Here is a 17910-nt window from a genome sequence, read left to right as displayed (position 1 = left end):
TTCGGGGCACCGCGCGTGCGCGCGAGCGCCCGTCAGTCATTCGTCGCCGAGCGCACGGCTCAGGTACCGTGCAACGGCGCGCACCGCCGCGATGTTCCCGGCGTAGTCCATACGGGTCGGCCCGAGCACGCCGAGGCGAGAGATCGACTCCCCGTCGCTCTCGTAGCTCGATGCGATCACTGCCGCCGCGCTCAACCCGTACGGGGCGTTCTCCCGCCCGATCGATGCTGCTACATCGCCGTCGCCGTGGGCGAGCTCGCCGAAGAGCTTGAGCAGGGTCACCTGCTCCTCGATCGCCTCGAGCACGCTGTGGAGGTCGCCCGTGAACTCGCCCGGCCTCGACAGGTTCGCCGCCCCCGCGATCGCGATGCGGTCGGTGCGGTTGGCGCGCAGCTGGTCGATCACGACGTCGAGTACGCGGCGGACCAGCTCGGATTCGTCTGGCGCCGCCCAGTCGTCGAGCGTCTCCACGAGGGACTGCACCCCTGACACGGCGGATTCGACGTCGCTCCCGACGATCGACCCGGCGATCCGCTGCCTGAGACCGTGCACCCAGGCTTCGGTCACCTGTTCAGCTGGCAGGCGCGCGATCTGCTGCTCGACGACCCCGCTCCCGAGGATCAGGACGCACAGCACACGATCCTCGCCGACGGCGACGAGGTCGATGTGCCTGACCGTCGTCTTCCGCAGCGAGGGGTACTGGACCACGGCGACCTGGTTCGTGAGCTGCGCGAGCAATCTCACGGTGCGCACCATCACGTCGTCGAGGTCGCGCGATTCCTGCAGGAAGACCTCGATCGCGGCGCGCTGCGCCTGGCTCAGCGGCCGGATGCGCGCAAGCGTATCGACGTAGGTGCGGTAGCCCTTGTCGGTCGGCACACGGCCAGACGAGGTGTGCGGGGCCGCGATGAGCTCCTCCTCCTCGAGCAGCGCCATATCGTTTCTGATCGTCGCCGCGGACACGCCGAACTGGTGCCGCGCAACGATGGACTTCGAGCCGACGGGCTCGTTGGACGACACGTAATCGCTCACGATCGCGTGCAGCACGTCGAGACTGCGTCCGGAAACCATGCGTCCTCCTCTCCTCCGCCGTCACTCGTCAGGGTGTCTGGCACTCGCAAACCCCGAGTGCCAATCCTACCGCAGGAGCGTCCACCTAACGGAGGAGTCGCTGGACGACCGTGTCGGCGAGCAGTCTGCCGCGCAGCGTCGGCGTCACCCTGCCCCGGATCGCCGCCTTGCCGTCGATGAGTCCCTCCGCGATGAGCTCGGGGATCGCACGGCGTTCATCGGCCTCGAGCACGTCCGCGGGGAGCCCATCGGCGATGCGGGTCTCCAAGAGCACGCGCTCGCTCCGCCGCGATCCCGCGTCGAGCAGCTCTCGCGCGTGTGCCGGTGACACACCGGCGGCGATGCGCTCGGCGTAGGCGCGCGGATGCTTCACGTTCCACCACCGCACACCACCCGCGTGGCTGTGAGCCCCTGGACCGACGCCCCACCAGTCGGCACCCGTCCAGTAGGAGAGGTTGTGCCGCGACCGCGTCGCGAGGGAGGTCGACCAGTTGCTGATCTCGTACCAGTCGTACCCCGCCTCGCCGAAACGGGCGTCGGCGAGCTCGTACATCTCGGCGTGCAGGTCGTCGTCGGGGGCCGCGATCTCACCGCGACGGATCCGCGCGGCGAGTTTGGTGCCGTTCTCGACGATGAGAGCGTACGCGGAGATGTGGTCGGGCGCCAGTTCGAGAGCGGTATCGACCGACCGGGACCAGTCGTCGAGCGTCTCCCCCGGCGTGCCGTAGATCAGGTCGACGCTCACCTGCAACCCGGCCTCGCGGGCCCACTCGACGACGAGCGGTACCCGCTCCGGCGCATGCGTGCGATCGAGCGTCGCGAGCACCGACGGCACCGCCGACTGCATGCCGAAACTCACCCGGGTGAATCCGGCGGCCGCGAGCCTCGACAGGTAGGCGCTGTCCACCGAATCCGGGTTGGCCTCGGTCGTGATCTCGGCGTCGGGGGCGAGGCCCCAGACCGACCGGATCCGGTCGAGCATGAGCACCAGATCCTCGGCGGGCAGCAGCGTCGGGGTGCCGCCACCGAAGAACACCGTGGACGCCGGACGCTCCGGCAGATCTGCGCGGCGGAGCACGTCGCCGCCGAAAGCGATCTCAGTGGCGGCCTGCGCCGCGTAGTCGGCGCGACTCGTGCCGCCGAGCTCGCTCGCCGTGTAGGTGTTGAAGTCGCAGTATCCGCACCGTACCCGGCAGTAGGGCACGTGGACGTAGACGCCGAACGGGCGATCCTCGGCGCCGACGACCACCGAGTCGGGCAGTGCGCCGTCCTCGGGGGCCGGGTCGCCGTCTGGCAGTATGCTCGGCACCGGTTACGGCAGCTCGCGCTCATCGGAGGGCGAGGCGTCTGCCGGTCCGTCCTCCATCACCACCGACTCGGCCGGCGCCGACCCAGACGAGGTCGGCAGCAGGCCGGCTTCAACGACCGCGTGCGGGGCGAGCGCGCGGAGCTGCGCGTGCGCTGCCGCGAGTTCGGACTTCAGCGTTGCCCGGCCCTTCAAACCGAGCAGACCGCTCTGCGCGGCGGCCATGAACCCGCGCGCGCAGGCCCACACCGAGTCGTCGTCGCGGTACTCGACCGTGAGGAGCTGCTCGCCGATCGCCCCCGTCTCGTCGGCGGCGCCCCAGGCGAAGCCCACTCGGCGCGGCTCGTCGACGGTGTAGACGACCATGATGGCGTGCGGCGTCTCGCCTGCGCCACGGTCGATCACAGCGGTCGTGCCCGCCGTGAGGTACGGTTCGCCGTCCGGCCCGTACTGGTGCTCGGCGTGCCCCGAGCTCTCGGGGCGTCCGCCCTCGTCGAAGGTGAGGCCGGTGTACTGCTCACCCTCGCCCGGGTCGATATCGGAGACGGTGTACCCGGCTCCGCGCTGCGCGCCCCACGTCATCAAGAGGCTCGAGGCGACGAGGAACCGATCCTGCCCGCTGCCGAGCTTCACCTCGTCCTCGTACGGCGTCGTGTCCTCTGGCGGGAACCGCATGAGGTCGGGAGCGCTCGAGGCGCCAACGGCCGCATAGGCCATCGGCATCCCCTGGTGCGTGCTGCGCCGGCGAACCGGCTGGTTGCGCTGGGAGGCCGGGCTCATTTCTTGACCTCCTTGCCCTCCACGTCGCCGGAGAGCGCCGCGATGAACGCCTCCTGCGGCACTTCCACGCGCCCCACCATCTTCATGCGCTTCTTGCCTTCCTTCTGCTTCTCGAGCAGCTTGCGCTTGCGGCTGATGTCGCCGCCGTAGCACTTCGCGAGCACGTCCTTGCGGATCGCGCGGATCGTCTCGCGTGCGATCACCCTGGCACCGATCGCCGCCTGGATGGGCACCTCGAACTGCTGCCGCGGAATGAGCTTGCGCAGGCGCTCCGCCATCATCGTCCCGTAGTGGTACGCGCTGTCCCGGTGGACGATGGCGCTGAACGCGTCGACCTTGTCGCCCTGGAGCAGGATGTCGACCTTCACGAGATCGGCCTCCTGATCCCCCATGGGCTCGTAATCGAGGCTGGCGTACCCCTGCGTCCGGCTCTTCAGATGGTCGAAGAAATCGAACACGATCTCGCCGAGCGGCATGGCGTACCGGAGCTCTACTCGCTCGCCCAGGTACTCCATGCCGAGCAGACTGCCGCGGCGCGACTGGCACAGGTCCATGATGGTGCCGACGTAGTCCTTCGGCACGAGGATCGCCGTGCGCACCATGGGTTCACGGACGCTCGCGATCTTGCCATCCGGGTACTCCGATGGGTTCGTGACGGTGACGACGCCGCCGTCCTCACGAGTCACCTCGTAGATCACGCTCGGCGCCGTCGCGATGAGGTCGAGATCGAACTCGCGACGCAGGCGCTCCGAGATGATCTCGAGGTGGAGCAGGCCGAGGAACCCGCAGCGGAACCCGAATCCGAGCGCCACAGAGGTCTCCGGCTCGTACTGGAGCGCCGCGTCAGAGAGCTTCAGCTTGTCGAGCGCCTCGCGCAGGATCGGGTAGTCGCTCCCGTCGAGCGGGTAGAGCCCCGAGAACACCATGGGCTTCGGATCGGTGTACCCCGGCAGCGCCTCGGTCGCCGGGTGCCGCTTCGCCGTCACGGTGTCGCCCACCTTCGACTGCCGCACGTCCTTCACCCCGGTGATGAGGTAGCCGACCTCGCCGACGGCGAGTCCGCGTGTCGCCTGCGGCTCTGGCGATGAGACGCCGATCTCGAGCGCCTCGTGCTCGGCGCCCGTCGACATCATCTGGATCTTCTCTCGGGGCTCGAGTCGCCCGTCGACCATGCGCACGTACGTGACGACACCGCGGTACGAGTCGTAGACCGAGTCGAAGATCATGGCGCGGGCGGGGCCGTCAGCATCGCCGACGGGTGCTGGCACACGCTCGACGACGCGGTCGAGCAGTTCCTCCACGCCCGCACCGGTCTTGCCCGAGACGGCGAGAATGTCTGCCGGGTCTCCCCCGATGAGGTCGGTGATCTCCCGCGCGACGCGCTCGGGCTCCGCAGCGGGCAGGTCGATCTTGTTGAGCACCGGGATGATCTCCAGGTCGTGCTCCATCGCGAGATACAGGTTCGCCAGCGTCTGGGCCTCGATGCCCTGCGCCGCATCGACGAGCAGGATCGCTCCCTCGCACGCGGCCAACGAGCGCGACACCTCGTAGCTGAAGTCGACGTGTCCCGGCGTGTCGATCATGTTGAGCGCGTACGCGGTACCGTCTGCATCCCAGTGCATGCGCACCGCCTGGGACTTGATCGTGATCCCGCGCTCCCGCTCGATGTCCATCCGATCGAGGTACTGCGCGCGCATTTCGCGCTCGGGAACGGTTCCGGTGATCTGCAGCATGCGGTCGGCGAGCGTCGACTTCCCGTGGTCGATGTGCGCGATGATGCAGAAGTTGCGGATCACCGCAGGCGCGGTCGCGGCCGGGGCTGGGGGATGTGCGGTGCGTGGAGACATTGTCCGCCATTATCCCACGTCCTGGGCTACCCCGCTGCGGTCTCGGCTTCCGTGTCCGGTTCGCCGGCCGCCGAGCCGTCCTCAGGCGCCGCTCCGCCGCTCGCCACTTCGGCCTCCGCGCCGTCGCCGGAATCAGTGTCGGCCGTTCCCTCGGCCGATGCTGCTCCGGAGCCGGGATCACTGGGACCGGGAACCTGAGGCGCCGGGTCAGACGGCGTCGTCTCCGGCGTCTGCTCAACGTACTCTTCCTGCGCCTCGCGCGCAGCATCCGCCGCCGTCACGTAGTTCGCCACTCCCGAGGCCAGACGCAGCGCCCGATCCGCGTCGCTCACGGAGGCCTCCTCTGCCAGGAGATCCTCCAGCGTCGTGGCGGCTTCCACGATTCCCTCGTGCTCCTCGACGGCTGCGAAGTACTCCTGGAAGACGATCTCCGCCTGCTCGGGGACCGATTCGGCGGCCGCCTGCACGGGACCGAGCGAGGCCGCCACCGATGCCGCGACGCCATCGCCGATCGAGACGGCCGATTCGAACCGGCTGGTCGTCTCCTCGAGGGCGGTACGATCCGCCTCGAGTTGCGATCGGGCGTCTGCGATCGCCTTCGCCCCGACCTCGGCCTCGGGCACTGGTCGCACCTTGCTCGCCGACGGGCGGATGTCGAGCGCGACGACCACGTCGTCAACCTCGAGGTCGAACGGGGAGGTCGGGAGGGTGGAATCGTCGGCCACCAGTGCCGCGTCGTACTGCTCGACGAGTGTGGGGTCGGGAACGGCTGGAGCGGTCGCGCGGGCGTCGCTGAGCGTCGTGGCGGCTGCGCTCACCGCTTCAGCTACTTCCGGGGTCAGGATCGGCTCCTCCGCGTCACCGATCGTCTGAAGGGTCTCGACGGCACCGTCCGAGGCCTCGACGCGCAGGTGCGCGATCAGCTCGGCCGCGTCGGCTCGCGGTGCCACTTCGCGCAGATCGTCTCGCACCGCGATGCTCTCGGCGATGACGTCGGCGTACTGGCGCGAATCGGACTGGTGCAGGATGAGCGGGAGCGAGATCCCCCCGCCGAGCAGCAGCACGGCGAGCAGACTGAGCAGCACCCAGATCCACCGCTGGGAGCGCCGCTTCCTGACAGGACGACGCGGCGTCGGTGCAGCCTCGGCTTCACTCACCGTTTCCCCCGTCACACCAGCTCCCTGCGTCTGCGGCCGGCGCTCGCCGACCACAGGTCAGTGTATCCGGCTCGCACGCGACGACGGGAATCCCGTCGCTTCGGGCACTGTCACGGCCGCTCCCACTCCTCGATGCCACCCGGGCGGGGCGCGAACAGCGGATGGGGCTCAGGTGTTCCGGTGCGCCACGCCTCGACAAGCTCCGGACTGCGCTGCTCGAACTTGCGTCCGAGGTGCTCCCACTCGTACGCGAGCTGCCCGTTCGTCACGGGAATCGCACCGCCGAGGTCCGACGAGTCGAGGATCTTCTCCTCGTTGAAGCGGTACCCGCGTCGCGTCGCCTCCCCCTGGAGGCCCACCAGGTACGCTCCGACGGCGTTCAGGGGGAACTCGGTGGCGCGGAAGCGCGTCAACTGCGGATGATTGCGGTACCCCCGCGTCTTCCCGGCGAGCACGTTCTGCGCCAGCAGGGACTCACGCCAGCACGCCACCAGGCCGACCCGGTCGAGCTGCCTGGGGTGCAGCGACCAGAGCCTCACGCGCCTGGCACCAGTTCCGCGCGGATCGCCTCGTCGACCGTCCGATGCCGGAACGCGAATCCTGCAGCCTCGAGCGCCGCCGGACGAGCATGCTGATCGGCGAGCAGCATCTCGCGACCCCCGGTGCCGAGCAGACCGGAAACGACTGGCGCGGGCAGCGGAGCCCAGTAGGGGCGTCGCGTCTCACGTGCCACCGCCCGGACGATGTCAGCGGCGGTCGCTGGTTCGGGTCCAACCGCGTTGACCACTCCCTCGCGATCCCCGTCGATCAGGTGGACGATGGCGTCGACCTCGTCGCGCAGGCTGACCCACGGCCAGTGCTGGGTCCCCGGACCGATGGGGCCGGCGACACCGAGGCGGGCGATCCGCCGGAGCACTCGGCCGGCGCCTCCGTCGCCGATGACGATCCCGGTCCGGATCAGCGCGACACGCGTCGCGGCCGGCGCCGACCGCGCCTCGCGCTCCCACCGATCCACGACGTCGGCGAGAAATCCCGAACCTCGCGCCGATCGCTCATCGAGGATCTCCCCCGGCCGGTCTCCGTAGAACCCGACGGCGGAGCCGCTCACGAGCGTGGGCACGGCGTCCCCTGCCTCAGCGAGTGAGCGCAGGGCCGCCGTCACTGTCGCCGTCGCATCGACCCGCGAGTCGAGGATCTCCTGACGGTACGCTCGCGTCCACGGCAACCGGGAGAGCGACGCGCCCGAGAGATTCACAACGGCGTCGGCGCCGGTGAGGTGTTCCGGATCGAGGGTCCGCTCGGCAGGATCCCAACTCCGCTCCTCCGGCCTCCGCGCGGGTCGCCGCACTAGGGCGACGACCTCATCGCCGCGGGCCAGGAGTTCGTGCTGCAGCGCCGTGCCGATCATGCCGGAGGCGCCGCCGATGACGATCCTCATCTACGCCTCCAGCAGCTGCTCGAGCACGCGGACCACGCCGTGCGCACGGTTCGAAGGGGCCGAGAAGCGCGCACCGGCCTTGACGCGGGCGTGTGCGTTCTCCATCGCGAATGACAGTTCGGCTGCCTCCAGCATCTCGAGATCGTTGAGGTAGTCGCCGAAGGCCGCCGTCTGCGCCGGCGTGACCCCGAGCGCACGCTGGAGCTCGCGCAGCGCGACTCCCTTGTTCACGTCGGGGTTCATGATGTCGGCCCAGTGCTCGCCCGATACGACGACCTCGTGCGTCCCGGGTATCCCGCTCAGCACGTCCTGCGCCGCGGACTCCGCGCCGTCGAACGCGTAGACCGCGAGCTTCAGCGGCAGGTCGTCCACCTCCGTCAGGTCGTCGACGACCTCCAGTTGGGCGTAATAGCGCTCCGCTTCAGAGACGAACGCCGCGTCGCTGCGCTCGATGTACGCGCTCCGCCTCCCGCAGAACACGAGACCCAGGTCTCGGTCGCCGGCCCCCCGCACCCGCTCCGCGACGCTGAGGACCAACTCCTGCGGCAGGCACCCGACGACATCGGCTTCCCCGTCGCGGACCACGAGATTGCCGTTCTCTGCGATGAAGGTGGTGACGCTCTGCTCCTCGGCGAACATGCGCTGCAGCGTTGCGTACTGCCTCCCGCTCGCCGGAACGAGCGCGATGCCTCGGTCGGCGAGTCGCTCGGAGACCGCCCAGAAGTCATCCGGGATCCGCTGTTCGCCATCGAGCAGCGTCCCATCCATGTCGCACACCACGAGACGGAGATCTCGCCCCAGCGGGATCGCGTCTGACCAGGGGCTCGGACTCATCGATGCACGCTCCTCAATCCCTCGCTCTGCGGTGCTCTCGCACCCTGCCCGCCATGCTAGCGGACGCTAGGATGGCGGTGTCTGTCACTCCCCCCGACGAGGAAAGGTCGATACGCATCGTGTCTGCCCCCGCCCAGGTCCGCGCTCAGATTCTCGAGGCCGCCGGCGACCTCGACCCCGATCTGCGGAGGGGGGTAGAGCACCTCCTCGGTCAAGTCGCCACCGAGACCCTCAGCGAACGCGAGCCACGCGACGTGGTTGGAGCGATCCGTTCGATGGTCGAGCTCGGCGCGCGGCGCTCGCCGGGGGAAACCCTCATCCGGGTCTTCACACCGACGCTGCGGGAGCACCACTGGACTTCGCGCCGCACCATCGTCGACATCTGCACCGACGACTCGCCGTTCCTCGTCGACTCCGTCACTGCGGCCATCGCCCGCCTCGGGTCGACCGTCCACCTGCTCGTCCATCCGCTCGTCTCCGTGCGGCGCGACGATCACGGCACGCTTATCGAGACCGCTGCCCACGGCGGTCAACTCGAGTCGTGGATGCACCTGGAAATCGATCGGCTGGCGACCGAGGAGGATCGCGAGCAGCTCGTCGAGCACCTGCGCAAGGTCCTCGACGACGTGCGCAGCGCCGTCGAGGACTGGCGTCCGATGCGCCGGGCGTGCCTCGACATCGTGACGGATCTGCGCACCCAGGCCCCCTCCACGGTTGACCAGGCGACGGTCGAGCCCACCGTCCAGTTCCTCAACTGGCTCGCGGACGATCACTTCACCTTCCTCGGTTACCGGGAGTACGCTCTCGACACCGTCGACGACGAGGAGGTGCTGCGCCCCCTCCCCCACACCGGGCTCGGGATCCTGCGCCAGCAGTCCTCAGACGTCGTGCGCTTGCGGCCCGAAGCACGGCGCACCGCCCGTGAACCGAGGCTCCTCACCATCACGAAGGCCAACTCGCGCGCGACGGTGCACCGCGATGTATACCTCGACTACATCGGTGTGCGCACCTTCGACGACGCTGGCAACGTCACCGGCGAGCGGCGGATTCTCGGCATGTTCACCTCTGCCGCCTACGCGACGTCGGTGCTGACCCTCCCCATCGCCGGCCAGAAGGTGCGCGACGTCATCGCCGCATCCGGGTTCTCCCCGACCTCGCACTCAGGCAAGGATCTTCTGCAGACGCTTGAGCAGTACCCGCGCGATGAACTGTTCCAGGACACGGTCGAGCACCTGCTCGAGGTCGCGACCGAGGTCAGCCGCCTCCACGAACGCCGTCGAGCGCGCGCTTTCCTGCGCAAGGACGAGTTCGGCCGCCTCGTCTCCGCGGTCGTCTTCCTCCCCCGCGACCGCTACAACACGACGGTGCGGCTGCGGATCCAAGCGCTGCTGCGCGAGACGTTCGGCGCGGAGCGTATCGAGCACACCACCCGCGTGGGTGATTCGCCGCTCGCGCAGCTCCACTTCGTCGTGCGCATGCCGAAGGGCGCATCGATTCCCGAGGTCGATGAGCAGCAGCTGCAGCAGCAGATCGAGGACGCGATCCGCACCTGGGAGTCGGGCCTCGTCGATGCGCTCCACCACTTTTACGGCGAGGAGCAGGCCGGGGAGATCCTGAGCCGGTACAGCGCCGCCTTCCCCGAGGCGTACAAGGAGGCGGTCTCGCCCGCCGACGCCGTGGGCGACATCGCGCGCCTCGAGGGACTCGCCGACGAGAGCGATATCGGCGTGCACCTCTACGCACCCGCGGGGGCCGACCCGACCGTGCGTCGACTCTCGGTCGCGGCGATGCGGGAGTACCCCCTCACCCGGGTGCTGCCGATGCTGACCGCTCTCGGCGTAGACGTGATCGATGAGCGGCCCTACTCCATCGAGCTCGCGAACGGGGAGACTCGTCACCTCTCCGACTTCGGTCTGACCGTGACCGACGCGGCGCTGTGGGGCGATGCGGCACGCGGGTCGGCGTTCGAAGACGCATTCCGCGCCGCATGGTCGGGCGCAGCCGAGAGCGACCGCCTGAACGCGCTCGTGCTCCGAGCCGGACTCGAGTGGCGGGACATCGTGATCCTCCGCTCGATCGGCCACTACCTCAGGCAGATCGGCTCGGCGTTCTCGACCGAATACATCGACGCCGCGCTGACCGCGAACCCGAAGATCGCATCGGGCCTCGTCGATCTCTTCCGCGCCGCATTCGACCCGGAGACGACCGCGCCCGACGCGACAGACACCGACGCCCGCGAGTCGCGCACCCAAGTGCTTGCGGATGGCCTCCTCGAGGCGCTCGACGACGTCGCCAGTCTCGACCACGATCGCATCCTCCGCTCGTTCGTCGGAGTCATCCAGGCCACGCTGCGCACCAACTTCTACACCCGCGATGCCGCGGGCCAACCGAAGCCATGGGTCTCGATGAAGCTCGACTGCGCCCGAGTGCCTGGACTGCCGAAACCCCACCCGATGGCCGAGATCTGGGTGTACGCGCCCCAGGTCGAGGGCGTGCACCTGAGGTTCGGCAAGGTCGCCCGTGGCGGGCTGCGGTGGAGCGATCGTCGTGAGGACTTCCGCACCGAGGTGCTCGGCCTGGTGAAGGCGCAGATGGTGAAGAACGCCGTCATCGTGCCCACGGGGTCGAAGGGCGGCTTCGTGGCCAAGCAACTTCCCGACATCAGCGACCGCGCGGCCTGGCTGGCCGAGGGCAAGGCCGCATACCGCACGTTCATCCGCGGCATGCTCGACATCACCGATAATCGCGACGGCGGAGAGATCGTGGCTCCGGATCGCGTCATCCGACGCGATGGCGACGATCCCTACCTCGTGGTCGCTGCCGACAAGGGCACCGCGGCGTTCTCGGACATCGCGAACGGCATCTCCGCAGAGTACGGGTTCTGGCTCGACGACGCCTTCGCCTCCGGCGGCTCGGACGGATACGACCACAAGGGCATGGGGATCACCGCTCGAGGCGCGTGGGAGTCAGTGAAGCGGCACTTCCGCGAGCTCGGACACGACACTCAGAGCGAGGACTTCACCGTCGTCGGCGTCGGCGACATGTCGGGCGATGTCTTCGGCAACGGCATGCTGCTTTCGCAGCACATTCGCCTCGTCGCGGCGTTCGACCACCGGCACGTCTTCGTCGACCCCTCTCCCGACGCGGAGACCTCGTACGCGGAGCGCCAGCGGCTGTTCGAGCAGCCGGGCTCGTCGTGGGCGGACTACGACGCCGAGCTCATCTCGTCCGGGGGCGGCGTGTTCCCGCTCACGGCGAAGTCGATCAGGATCACGCCGGAGATGCGGGTAGCGCTCGGGCTCGATCCCTCGATCGCGAAGCTCACCCCGACGGAGCTCAAGCGCGCTGTCCTCCTCGCCCCGGTCGACCTGCTCTGGAACGGCGGCATCGGCACCTACGTGAAGTCGAGCGCTGAGACGAACGCCGAGATCGGAGATCGCGGTAACGACGCGATCCGTGTCGACGGCTCGCAGTTGCGGGTCCGTGTCGTCGGCGAAGGTGGAAATCTCGGCGTGAGCCAGCGGGGGCGCATCGAAGCGGCGCAGTCGGGGATACAGATCAACACCGATGCCATCGACAACTCCGCAGGCGTCGGCACCTCCGACAAAGAGGTGAACATCAAGATCCTCCTGAACGGACTTGTCCAGTCCGGCCGGATGGATCTCGAGGCCCGCAACGAGCTCCTCCGCTCGATGACCGACGAGGTCGCCGAGCAGGTGCTCCGCGACAACTATGAGCAGAACGTGCTCCTCGGCAACTCGCGCGCCAACGCCGCGGTGATGCTGCCGATTCACGAGCGGCTCATCGAGTGGCTCGTGGGTCGCGACGAGCTCGACCGCGAGCTCGAGTACCTCCCGGACGCCGCGGAGGTGGCAGCACGGATCGAGCAGCGGGTCGGCCTCAGCCGTCCGGAGTTCGCCGTGCTGGTCGCCTACGCGAAGCTGGCGCTCAAGTCCGACCTCGCGGAGACCGACTTCGCCGACGATCCGTGGTTCGAGCGGACGCTCGCCGAGTACTTCCCCGCGCCGATCCGTGAGGCTTACGGCGACGAGCTGCACGCCCACCCGCTGCGCAGTGAGATCATCGTGAACTCGGTCGTAAACTCGATGGTGAATCGCGGGGGCATCACGTTCGCCTACCGCGCGGCGGACGAGACAGGCGCGAGCAGCGAGCAAATCGCCCGCGCCTATGTCGTCTCGCGCGAGGTCTTCGACCTTCGCGGCTTCGTCGAGCAGGTGGAGGCGACGGATACCGTGGTCGCGACCGAGACCCAGACCGGCCTCTACCTCGGGTTCAGACGCCTGCTCGACCGCTCGGCGCGCTGGTTCGTTCAGCACCGGCCCGACCGCATCGATGTCGGCACCGAGATCGACAGCTTCCGGGAGCAGGTGGCGGCGTCAGCGCACTGCATGGACGACCTGCTCCGCGGCGACGAACTCGAGGCGTTCCGTGCTCAGGTCGCCGAGTTCGAGGCCGCTGGGATGGCTCCTGAGCTCGCCCGCTCCGGTGCCGGTCTGCTCGCGTCGCTGTCGCTGCTCGACATCGCCGAGCTCGCCCGCGTCCGCGAGTGGGACGCATCGACGGTGGCCCATGTGTACTTCGAGCTGTCGGCACTCATCCGGTTCGACGACCTGCTCACGAACGTCACGCGACTCCCGCAGGAGGATCGGTGGGACTCGATGGCCAGGGCGGCCCTGCGCGACGATCTGTACTCGGTCGTCGTGGCGCTGACCGCTTCGGTGCTCGATACCACGACGGGGAATGATCCGGCGCAGCGAGTCGCCGACTGGATCGCCGCGGGCGGCAACCAGGCGGCGCGTGCCGTGGAGGCGCTCGAAACGGTGCACACGCTCGATGCACCCGGCATTGCGGCGCTCTCGGTCGCGCTCCGGCAGCTCCGCTCCCTGGTGCGCTGACGGAGGAGTGACGGGGCGGGCCGCAGTGCCCGCCCCGTCATTCGAAGGCGTCCTCGTCCATGCCGACGATGTAGGAGGCCTGACCGAGATGGGCGACGGCGTCGGCCGAGATGCTGATGAGACGCGCACCGCGCGTCACCGGCGGATCCCACGAGTCGTCGATGACAGCGTCGAGCTCCGCTGGATCCAGCCCACCGATGTAGGCGCGCTGCGCCTCGACGGCCGCCTCCAGGTGCGCGAAGAGCAGTCCGGCGTCCGCCGTCACGATCTCCCGCGCGCGACGCGGCGAGTGACCGTAACCCATGTCGTTCGCTTCGGCCGAGAACTCGAACCGACTGTCGAAAGCCTGCGCGGTCCAGACCGGCTCGTCACCTGACAGATGCGACACCTGGGCGTCGATCTCGCGCGCCGCGTGCCACAGCAGCCAGGCGACCGAGTTGTCGTGATGCGGGTGCGCGTTCAGCAGCTCGGCGGTGAGTTGCGGATGGAGCGCGCGGGCCGCCTCGAGCGGACGCGCGGCGAGGTCGAGGAGGATGTCGATGGAGTTCATGCACCCATCCTCCACCCCCGCACCCGGAATAGGTGGAGAATGTCAGCATGGCACCTGATTCAAATACCTCATCACCGCTGCACGGACCGCTCGTGACCCTCAGGGACCCGCTTGACGGCGATGCCGTGCCGCTGGCATCGATCCTCTCCGAGCCCGAGGTGGCCGAGTGGTGGGTCGGCTACGACGTGGAGCGGGTGCGGAGCGAGTTCATCGACCGGCCGGAGACGACGCGCATCATCGAGGTCGACGGTCGAACGGTCGGCGTGCTGTGCGTGTTCCGCGGGGACGACCCCGAGTACCCGACGACCGTGATGCACATCTTCATCAGCACCGACGTGCGCGGACGCCGGATCGGCGAGGAGGCGCTCGCGATCGCGATCGGGCGAGAGTTCGCCGAGGGGATGACCCGGATCACCCTCGACCCGAACGTTCACAACTCTGGAGCCATCCGCAGCTACGAGCGACTGGGCTTCCAGCGCGTCGGCGTGCTCCGCGACTACCAGGTGCGTCCGGGCGGCGCGCTCGAGGACGGCCTGCTCATGGACCTGACGCGGCGCGACTTCCCCGCCGGACCTCCGGTCCCCGAGCGAGACGGGCAGCGTCCCCCGAAGTAGCGGGGTACACAGCAAGGGCCGGATCGATGACTCGATCCGGCCCCGGTGCAGAGGAGTCCGAAAACTACTCCTCCTTCGCTCCCTTGAATGCGCCCTTGACCGAGTCGGTAGCGTCGTTCACGGTGTCCTTGACGTCGGCCTTCTTCGCCTGCGTGGCGCCCTCCGCCTCGGTCTCCTTGTCACCGGTCACCTTGCCGACGGCTTCCTTGATCTTGCCGCCGAACTTCTCGGCCTTGTTGTCGGCTTTGTCGTCTGCTGACATGTCATACCTCCTCGGTTGGTAGTGCACAACGTTCTCCTCCACCGTACCCGACGCGTATGCGACGTGTGAGGGGTTGCGGGAGGACGATGAGATCCGCTACACGTCGACGCACACTGCCGCCCGGGCGCGCTTTCGCACGGGCTGTCGGGACTTCCGTGCCATGCTCGCGCCGACGCCGCGGCGGTGTTCGGAGTGCGGCGCTGTTCGCGCAGTAGCGCTCCTCCGAACCACGTTTCGCGCTGGAGCGCAACCCATAGCGGGACATTATTTTGACCTGATAACGTTATCCGAATGAGCCCGACAAGCGGTGGTCGCCCGTTCGACACACAGATCAGCAAGAAGCTCCTCGAAGCAGCCAAGACCATGATGGAGGAGCGCGGCTTCTCCGAGCTCAGCGTCGACTCGATCACGTCGGCCGCGAACACCACCGCGCCGGCATTTTACCGGCGCTACGCCAACCTGGCCGAGCTCGCCGTCACCGTCATCATTGAACGCTTTGGCGACGTCTCGGTCGGCGACTCAGGCGATCTGGAGGCGGACCTGCGCATCTTCCAGCAGCACGAGGTCGAGGTGTTCAACTCGCCTCTCGTCAGGCATAACCTCCCTGCGCTCTTCGACATGGCTCGGACCAACGAAGCGATCCGCGATCTCTACGTGAACAAGCTGGTGCGCCCCCGTCGGGATCGGCTCCGCGAGGTCTTCGCCACCGCGCGGGATCGGGGCGACCTCCCGGCAGGCGGCGACGACGAGTACGCCTGCGACCTCCTCACGGGCCCACTGCTCTCACGTCTGCTCGTGCCGCTCGGCCTGCCCATCGACGAGGCCTTCATCGAGCGCACGGTGGCGTCGGCGGTGCGGGAGCTCCGTTCCGCCTGAGACGCCTTGCGACTTTCGTGCACATGAGAATGGCACCGAGGGGGGACGCGCGCCGCTCCAGCGGGTGGAAAGATTCAGCGTATGTGTGTTCCGCAACAGTCTTCCCCCACGCTCGATCTCTCGCCGCCGGCCGAGGGGGCTCCTTCCGTCACCGTCCTCATCGTCGATGACCATGCCGCGGTGCGCGCGGGCCTTGGCATGATTCTCGAGGCCACTCCCGACATCACGGTGATCGGCGAGGCTCAGAGCGGGACTGAGGCGGTCGAACGCGCGATGGAACTGCGCCCCGACGTCGTGCTCATGGACCTCCGCATGCCCGGCATGACGGGTGAGCAGGCGACCCGCACGCTGCACCGCTCCGGGCTCAAGGTGCTCGTGCTCACGACCTTCGACGATGACGAGGCGCTGTTCGGCGCGATCCGCGCGGGCGCCAGAGGATTCGTGCTGAAGTCCACGGACGCGCCGAGCCTGATCTCCGCCGTGCGACAGGTCTCCGTTGGCGCTGGGGCGCTCGCTCCCGAAGTGACCGACCGCGTGTTCTCGGCGCTGAAGGCGCCTCCCCGAGGCGCGCGCGCAGGTGGAAGGGGGCGCCGATCCGGAGGACGGGCCAGGACGATCAACGGCGTGCTCCTCACGAAGCGCGAGTGGCAGGTGCTCGGCGAGATCGGGGCCGGGCACTCGAACGCCGCGATCAGCGAGCGCCTCGGCATACGCCAGGGCACTGTCAAGTCGCACATCACCCGCCTGCTCGCGAAGCTCGGCGTACGCTCCCGACTGCAGGCTGCACTCCTGGCGCGCGAAGCCGGCGTCCCGCCCGCCGATCCGGCGGATATCTCCGGATGAGCTACGCTACCCGCATCGGCACCTCGACGATCGGGAACTCATGGCCAAGTACAACATCTTCGCGGCGAGCGTCGCGAGCGTCTACCCGCTCTACATCGCGAAGGCGGAGCGCAAAGGGCGCACGCGCGCCGAGGTCGACGAGATCTTCCGCTGGCTGAGCGGCTACTCGCAGGACGAGTTGAACCGCCACTTCGAGGAGGGCACCGACTTCACCGACTTCTTCGGTCGCGCTCCCGCTCTGAACCCGGCGCGGCGACGCATCACCGGCGTCGTCTGCGGGGTCAGGGTCGAGGAGATCGAGGATCCCCTGATGCAGGAGATCCGCTATCTCGACAAGCTCATCGACGAGTTGGCACGCGGCAAGTCGATGGAGAAGATCCTACGCGACGCGTAACGCCTCACTCGGGCTGTTCACGGAGACGCACGAGGCGTTCGTGCCCTTCCTCCTCCAGTTCGGCGACGTCGGAGCGAGAGTTCAGGAAGTCGGAGAACGAGCTGAACCCCAGTGCCTTCTCGTTGAACGACGGATCCATGCGTCGCATCTGCTGTTTGACGGCGGAGCTGTAGAGCCACCCCGAGTCGTCTTTCGCCTGTCCGAGCCAGAGCGCGCGGATCAGCAGACCCGTGACGGCGATCTCCGGATCCTCGCCCGCTTCGGCGCGCTCATCATCGGCGGCGTCTGAGGCGATCTGCTCACGGCGCGCGGCGACCGGCGCCTCGGACCGGCTGACGGCCGCGGCCTCACGAGAGCTCGTCTCGCGCTTGCGCTGCCGATCCGGCTTCGCCGTCGCCTCGCGCTCCGGGCGCTCAACCCCCGGCAACGAATCGTATGATGCGAACTCGTCGCACGCCGCGGTCAGCGCCTTCGCCGTCGAGCCGGCCACCCCGATGCCCACGACGTACCTGCCGAGCCGCTTGCACCGCTGCGCGAGCGGTACGTAGTCGGAGTCTCCGGCGACGATCACGACGTGACTGAGATCGTCGAGACGGAACATGTCCTCCACCGCATCGACCGCGAGACGGATATCGGCACCGTTCTTCGCATACGCCGCTGCCGGGAAGAGCTGCACCAGGTCGACGGCACGCGCGACGAGCTGCGAACGATACTCCGCGTTGACCGGGGCGGACCAGTCGGCGTACGCGCGCGTGAGCACGAGCGTGCCGAACGATGAAGCGTAGTCGATGATCGCGCCGACATCGACGACGGCGGCCTGGAGTCGCGAGGCGACCTCGGCGTTGTCCGGCTCATTGGCGATGCGCTGGCGGTCGCGGGAGTAGGCGTTGCGGCCGTGCACCCGGTCATACCAGGAGAGCACGACGTTATCGAAGTCGAGATAGACGGCCACCCGGCCGCTTTGCGTTTCTGCCACCCTCCCAGTCTGCCAGGTCGAGCAGAACCAGGCCCGAACAACCGGA

16 protein-coding genes are annotated in these 17910 nt (G+C 68.5%); 5 read left to right on the top strand and 11 right to left on the bottom strand.

The window, feature by feature from the left end:
* Nucleotides 1-36 precede the first annotated feature (36 nt).
* The 8 genes from hrcA to K8P10_RS07290 form a co-directional block, all read right to left on the bottom strand.
* On the bottom strand, nt 37-1071 hold the full coding sequence (gene hrcA, locus K8P10_RS07325) for a heat-inducible transcriptional repressor HrcA (RefSeq protein ID WP_224781143.1): 1035 nt from the start codon (nt 1069-1071) through the stop codon (nt 37-39).
* Nucleotides 1072-1156: 85 nt separating this feature from the next.
* A complete protein-coding gene (hemW, locus tag K8P10_RS07320; protein WP_224781142.1) occupies nt 1157-2380 on the bottom strand; it encodes a radical SAM family heme chaperone HemW in 1224 nt (407 codons plus the stop codon).
* Between the two features lie 3 nt (nt 2381-2383).
* Nucleotides 2384-3157, bottom strand: a complete 774-nt coding sequence (locus K8P10_RS07315; RefSeq protein ID WP_224781141.1) for a DUF1990 family protein — start codon at nt 3155-3157, stop codon at nt 2384-2386.
* On the bottom strand, nt 3154-5004 hold the full coding sequence (gene lepA, locus K8P10_RS07310; protein WP_224781140.1) for a translation elongation factor 4: 1851 nt from the start codon (nt 5002-5004) through the stop codon (nt 3154-3156). The genes K8P10_RS07315 and lepA overlap by 4 nt, the downstream gene beginning before the upstream one ends.
* 26 nt (nt 5005-5030) lie before the next feature.
* Nucleotides 5031-6176 (bottom strand): hypothetical protein, encoded by a 1146-nt coding sequence (locus K8P10_RS07305; protein WP_224781139.1) that lies wholly within the window; start codon nt 6174-6176, stop codon nt 5031-5033.
* Between the two features lie 95 nt (nt 6177-6271).
* A complete protein-coding gene (locus K8P10_RS07300; protein WP_224781138.1) occupies nt 6272-6700 on the bottom strand; it encodes a pyrimidine dimer DNA glycosylase/endonuclease V in 429 nt (142 codons plus the stop codon).
* Nucleotides 6697-7599 (bottom strand): TIGR01777 family oxidoreductase, encoded by a 903-nt coding sequence (locus K8P10_RS07295; RefSeq protein ID WP_224781137.1) that lies wholly within the window; start codon nt 7597-7599, stop codon nt 6697-6699. The genes K8P10_RS07300 and K8P10_RS07295 overlap by 4 nt, the downstream gene beginning before the upstream one ends.
* A complete protein-coding gene (locus tag K8P10_RS07290) occupies nt 7600-8433 on the bottom strand; it encodes a Cof-type HAD-IIB family hydrolase (RefSeq protein ID WP_224781136.1) in 834 nt (277 codons plus the stop codon).
* A gap of 77 nt (nt 8434-8510) precedes the next feature.
* Here K8P10_RS07290 and K8P10_RS07285 point away from each other — a divergent pair, with 77 nt between their 5' ends.
* Nucleotides 8511-13349, top strand: a complete 4839-nt coding sequence (locus K8P10_RS07285) for an NAD-glutamate dehydrogenase (RefSeq protein WP_224781135.1) — start codon at nt 8511-8513, stop codon at nt 13347-13349.
* Between the two features lie 37 nt (nt 13350-13386).
* On the opposite strand, the gene K8P10_RS07280 is transcribed toward K8P10_RS07285, so the two are convergent.
* Nucleotides 13387-13899 carry a DUF664 domain-containing protein gene (locus K8P10_RS07280; RefSeq protein ID WP_224781134.1) on the bottom strand — a complete coding sequence of 171 codons (513 nt, stop codon included), beginning with the start codon at nt 13897-13899 and terminating at the stop codon, nt 13387-13389.
* 47 nt (nt 13900-13946) lie between these two features.
* Here K8P10_RS07280 and K8P10_RS07275 point away from each other — a divergent pair, with 47 nt between their 5' ends.
* Nucleotides 13947-14513, top strand: coding sequence for a GNAT family N-acetyltransferase (locus K8P10_RS07275; RefSeq protein ID WP_224781133.1), 567 nt, complete (start codon nt 13947-13949; stop codon nt 14511-14513).
* 64 nt (nt 14514-14577) lie between these two features.
* Here the strand turns inward: K8P10_RS07275 and K8P10_RS07270 are convergent, their stop codons facing one another.
* Nucleotides 14578-14775, bottom strand: coding sequence for a CsbD family protein (locus K8P10_RS07270; RefSeq protein ID WP_224781132.1), 198 nt, complete (start codon nt 14773-14775; stop codon nt 14578-14580).
* Between the two features lie 291 nt (nt 14776-15066).
* Between K8P10_RS07270 and K8P10_RS07265 the strand changes: the two genes are divergently transcribed.
* The 3 genes from K8P10_RS07265 (at nt 15067) to K8P10_RS07255 (ending at nt 16888) form a co-directional block, all read left to right on the top strand.
* Complete coding sequence (locus tag K8P10_RS07265; RefSeq protein ID WP_224781131.1) at nt 15067-15651, top strand: TetR/AcrR family transcriptional regulator; 585 nt, start codon at nt 15067-15069, stop codon at nt 15649-15651.
* Nucleotides 15652-15732: 81 nt separating this feature from the next.
* The gene (locus K8P10_RS07260) at nt 15733-16494 is read left to right on the top strand and encodes a response regulator transcription factor (protein ID WP_224781130.1); all 762 of its coding nucleotides are present in this window, start codon (nt 15733-15735) and stop codon (nt 16492-16494) included.
* Nucleotides 16495-16534: 40 nt separating this feature from the next.
* The gene (locus K8P10_RS07255; protein ID WP_224781129.1) at nt 16535-16888 is read left to right on the top strand and encodes a DUF2200 domain-containing protein; all 354 of its coding nucleotides are present in this window, start codon (nt 16535-16537) and stop codon (nt 16886-16888) included.
* 4 nt (nt 16889-16892) lie between these two features.
* Here the strand turns inward: K8P10_RS07255 and K8P10_RS07250 are convergent, their stop codons facing one another.
* A complete protein-coding gene (locus K8P10_RS07250; RefSeq protein ID WP_224781128.1) occupies nt 16893-17864 on the bottom strand; it encodes an NYN domain-containing protein in 972 nt (323 codons plus the stop codon).
* Between the last annotated feature and the right edge of the window lie 46 nt (nt 17865-17910).

The organism is Leucobacter sp. Psy1, from assembly GCF_020096995.1.
Taxonomy (GTDB): Bacteria; Actinomycetota; Actinomycetes; order Actinomycetales; family Microbacteriaceae; genus Leucobacter.
Note: the sequence above shows the minus strand (reverse complement) of the source record. Positions and strands in the feature narration are given on the sequence as shown.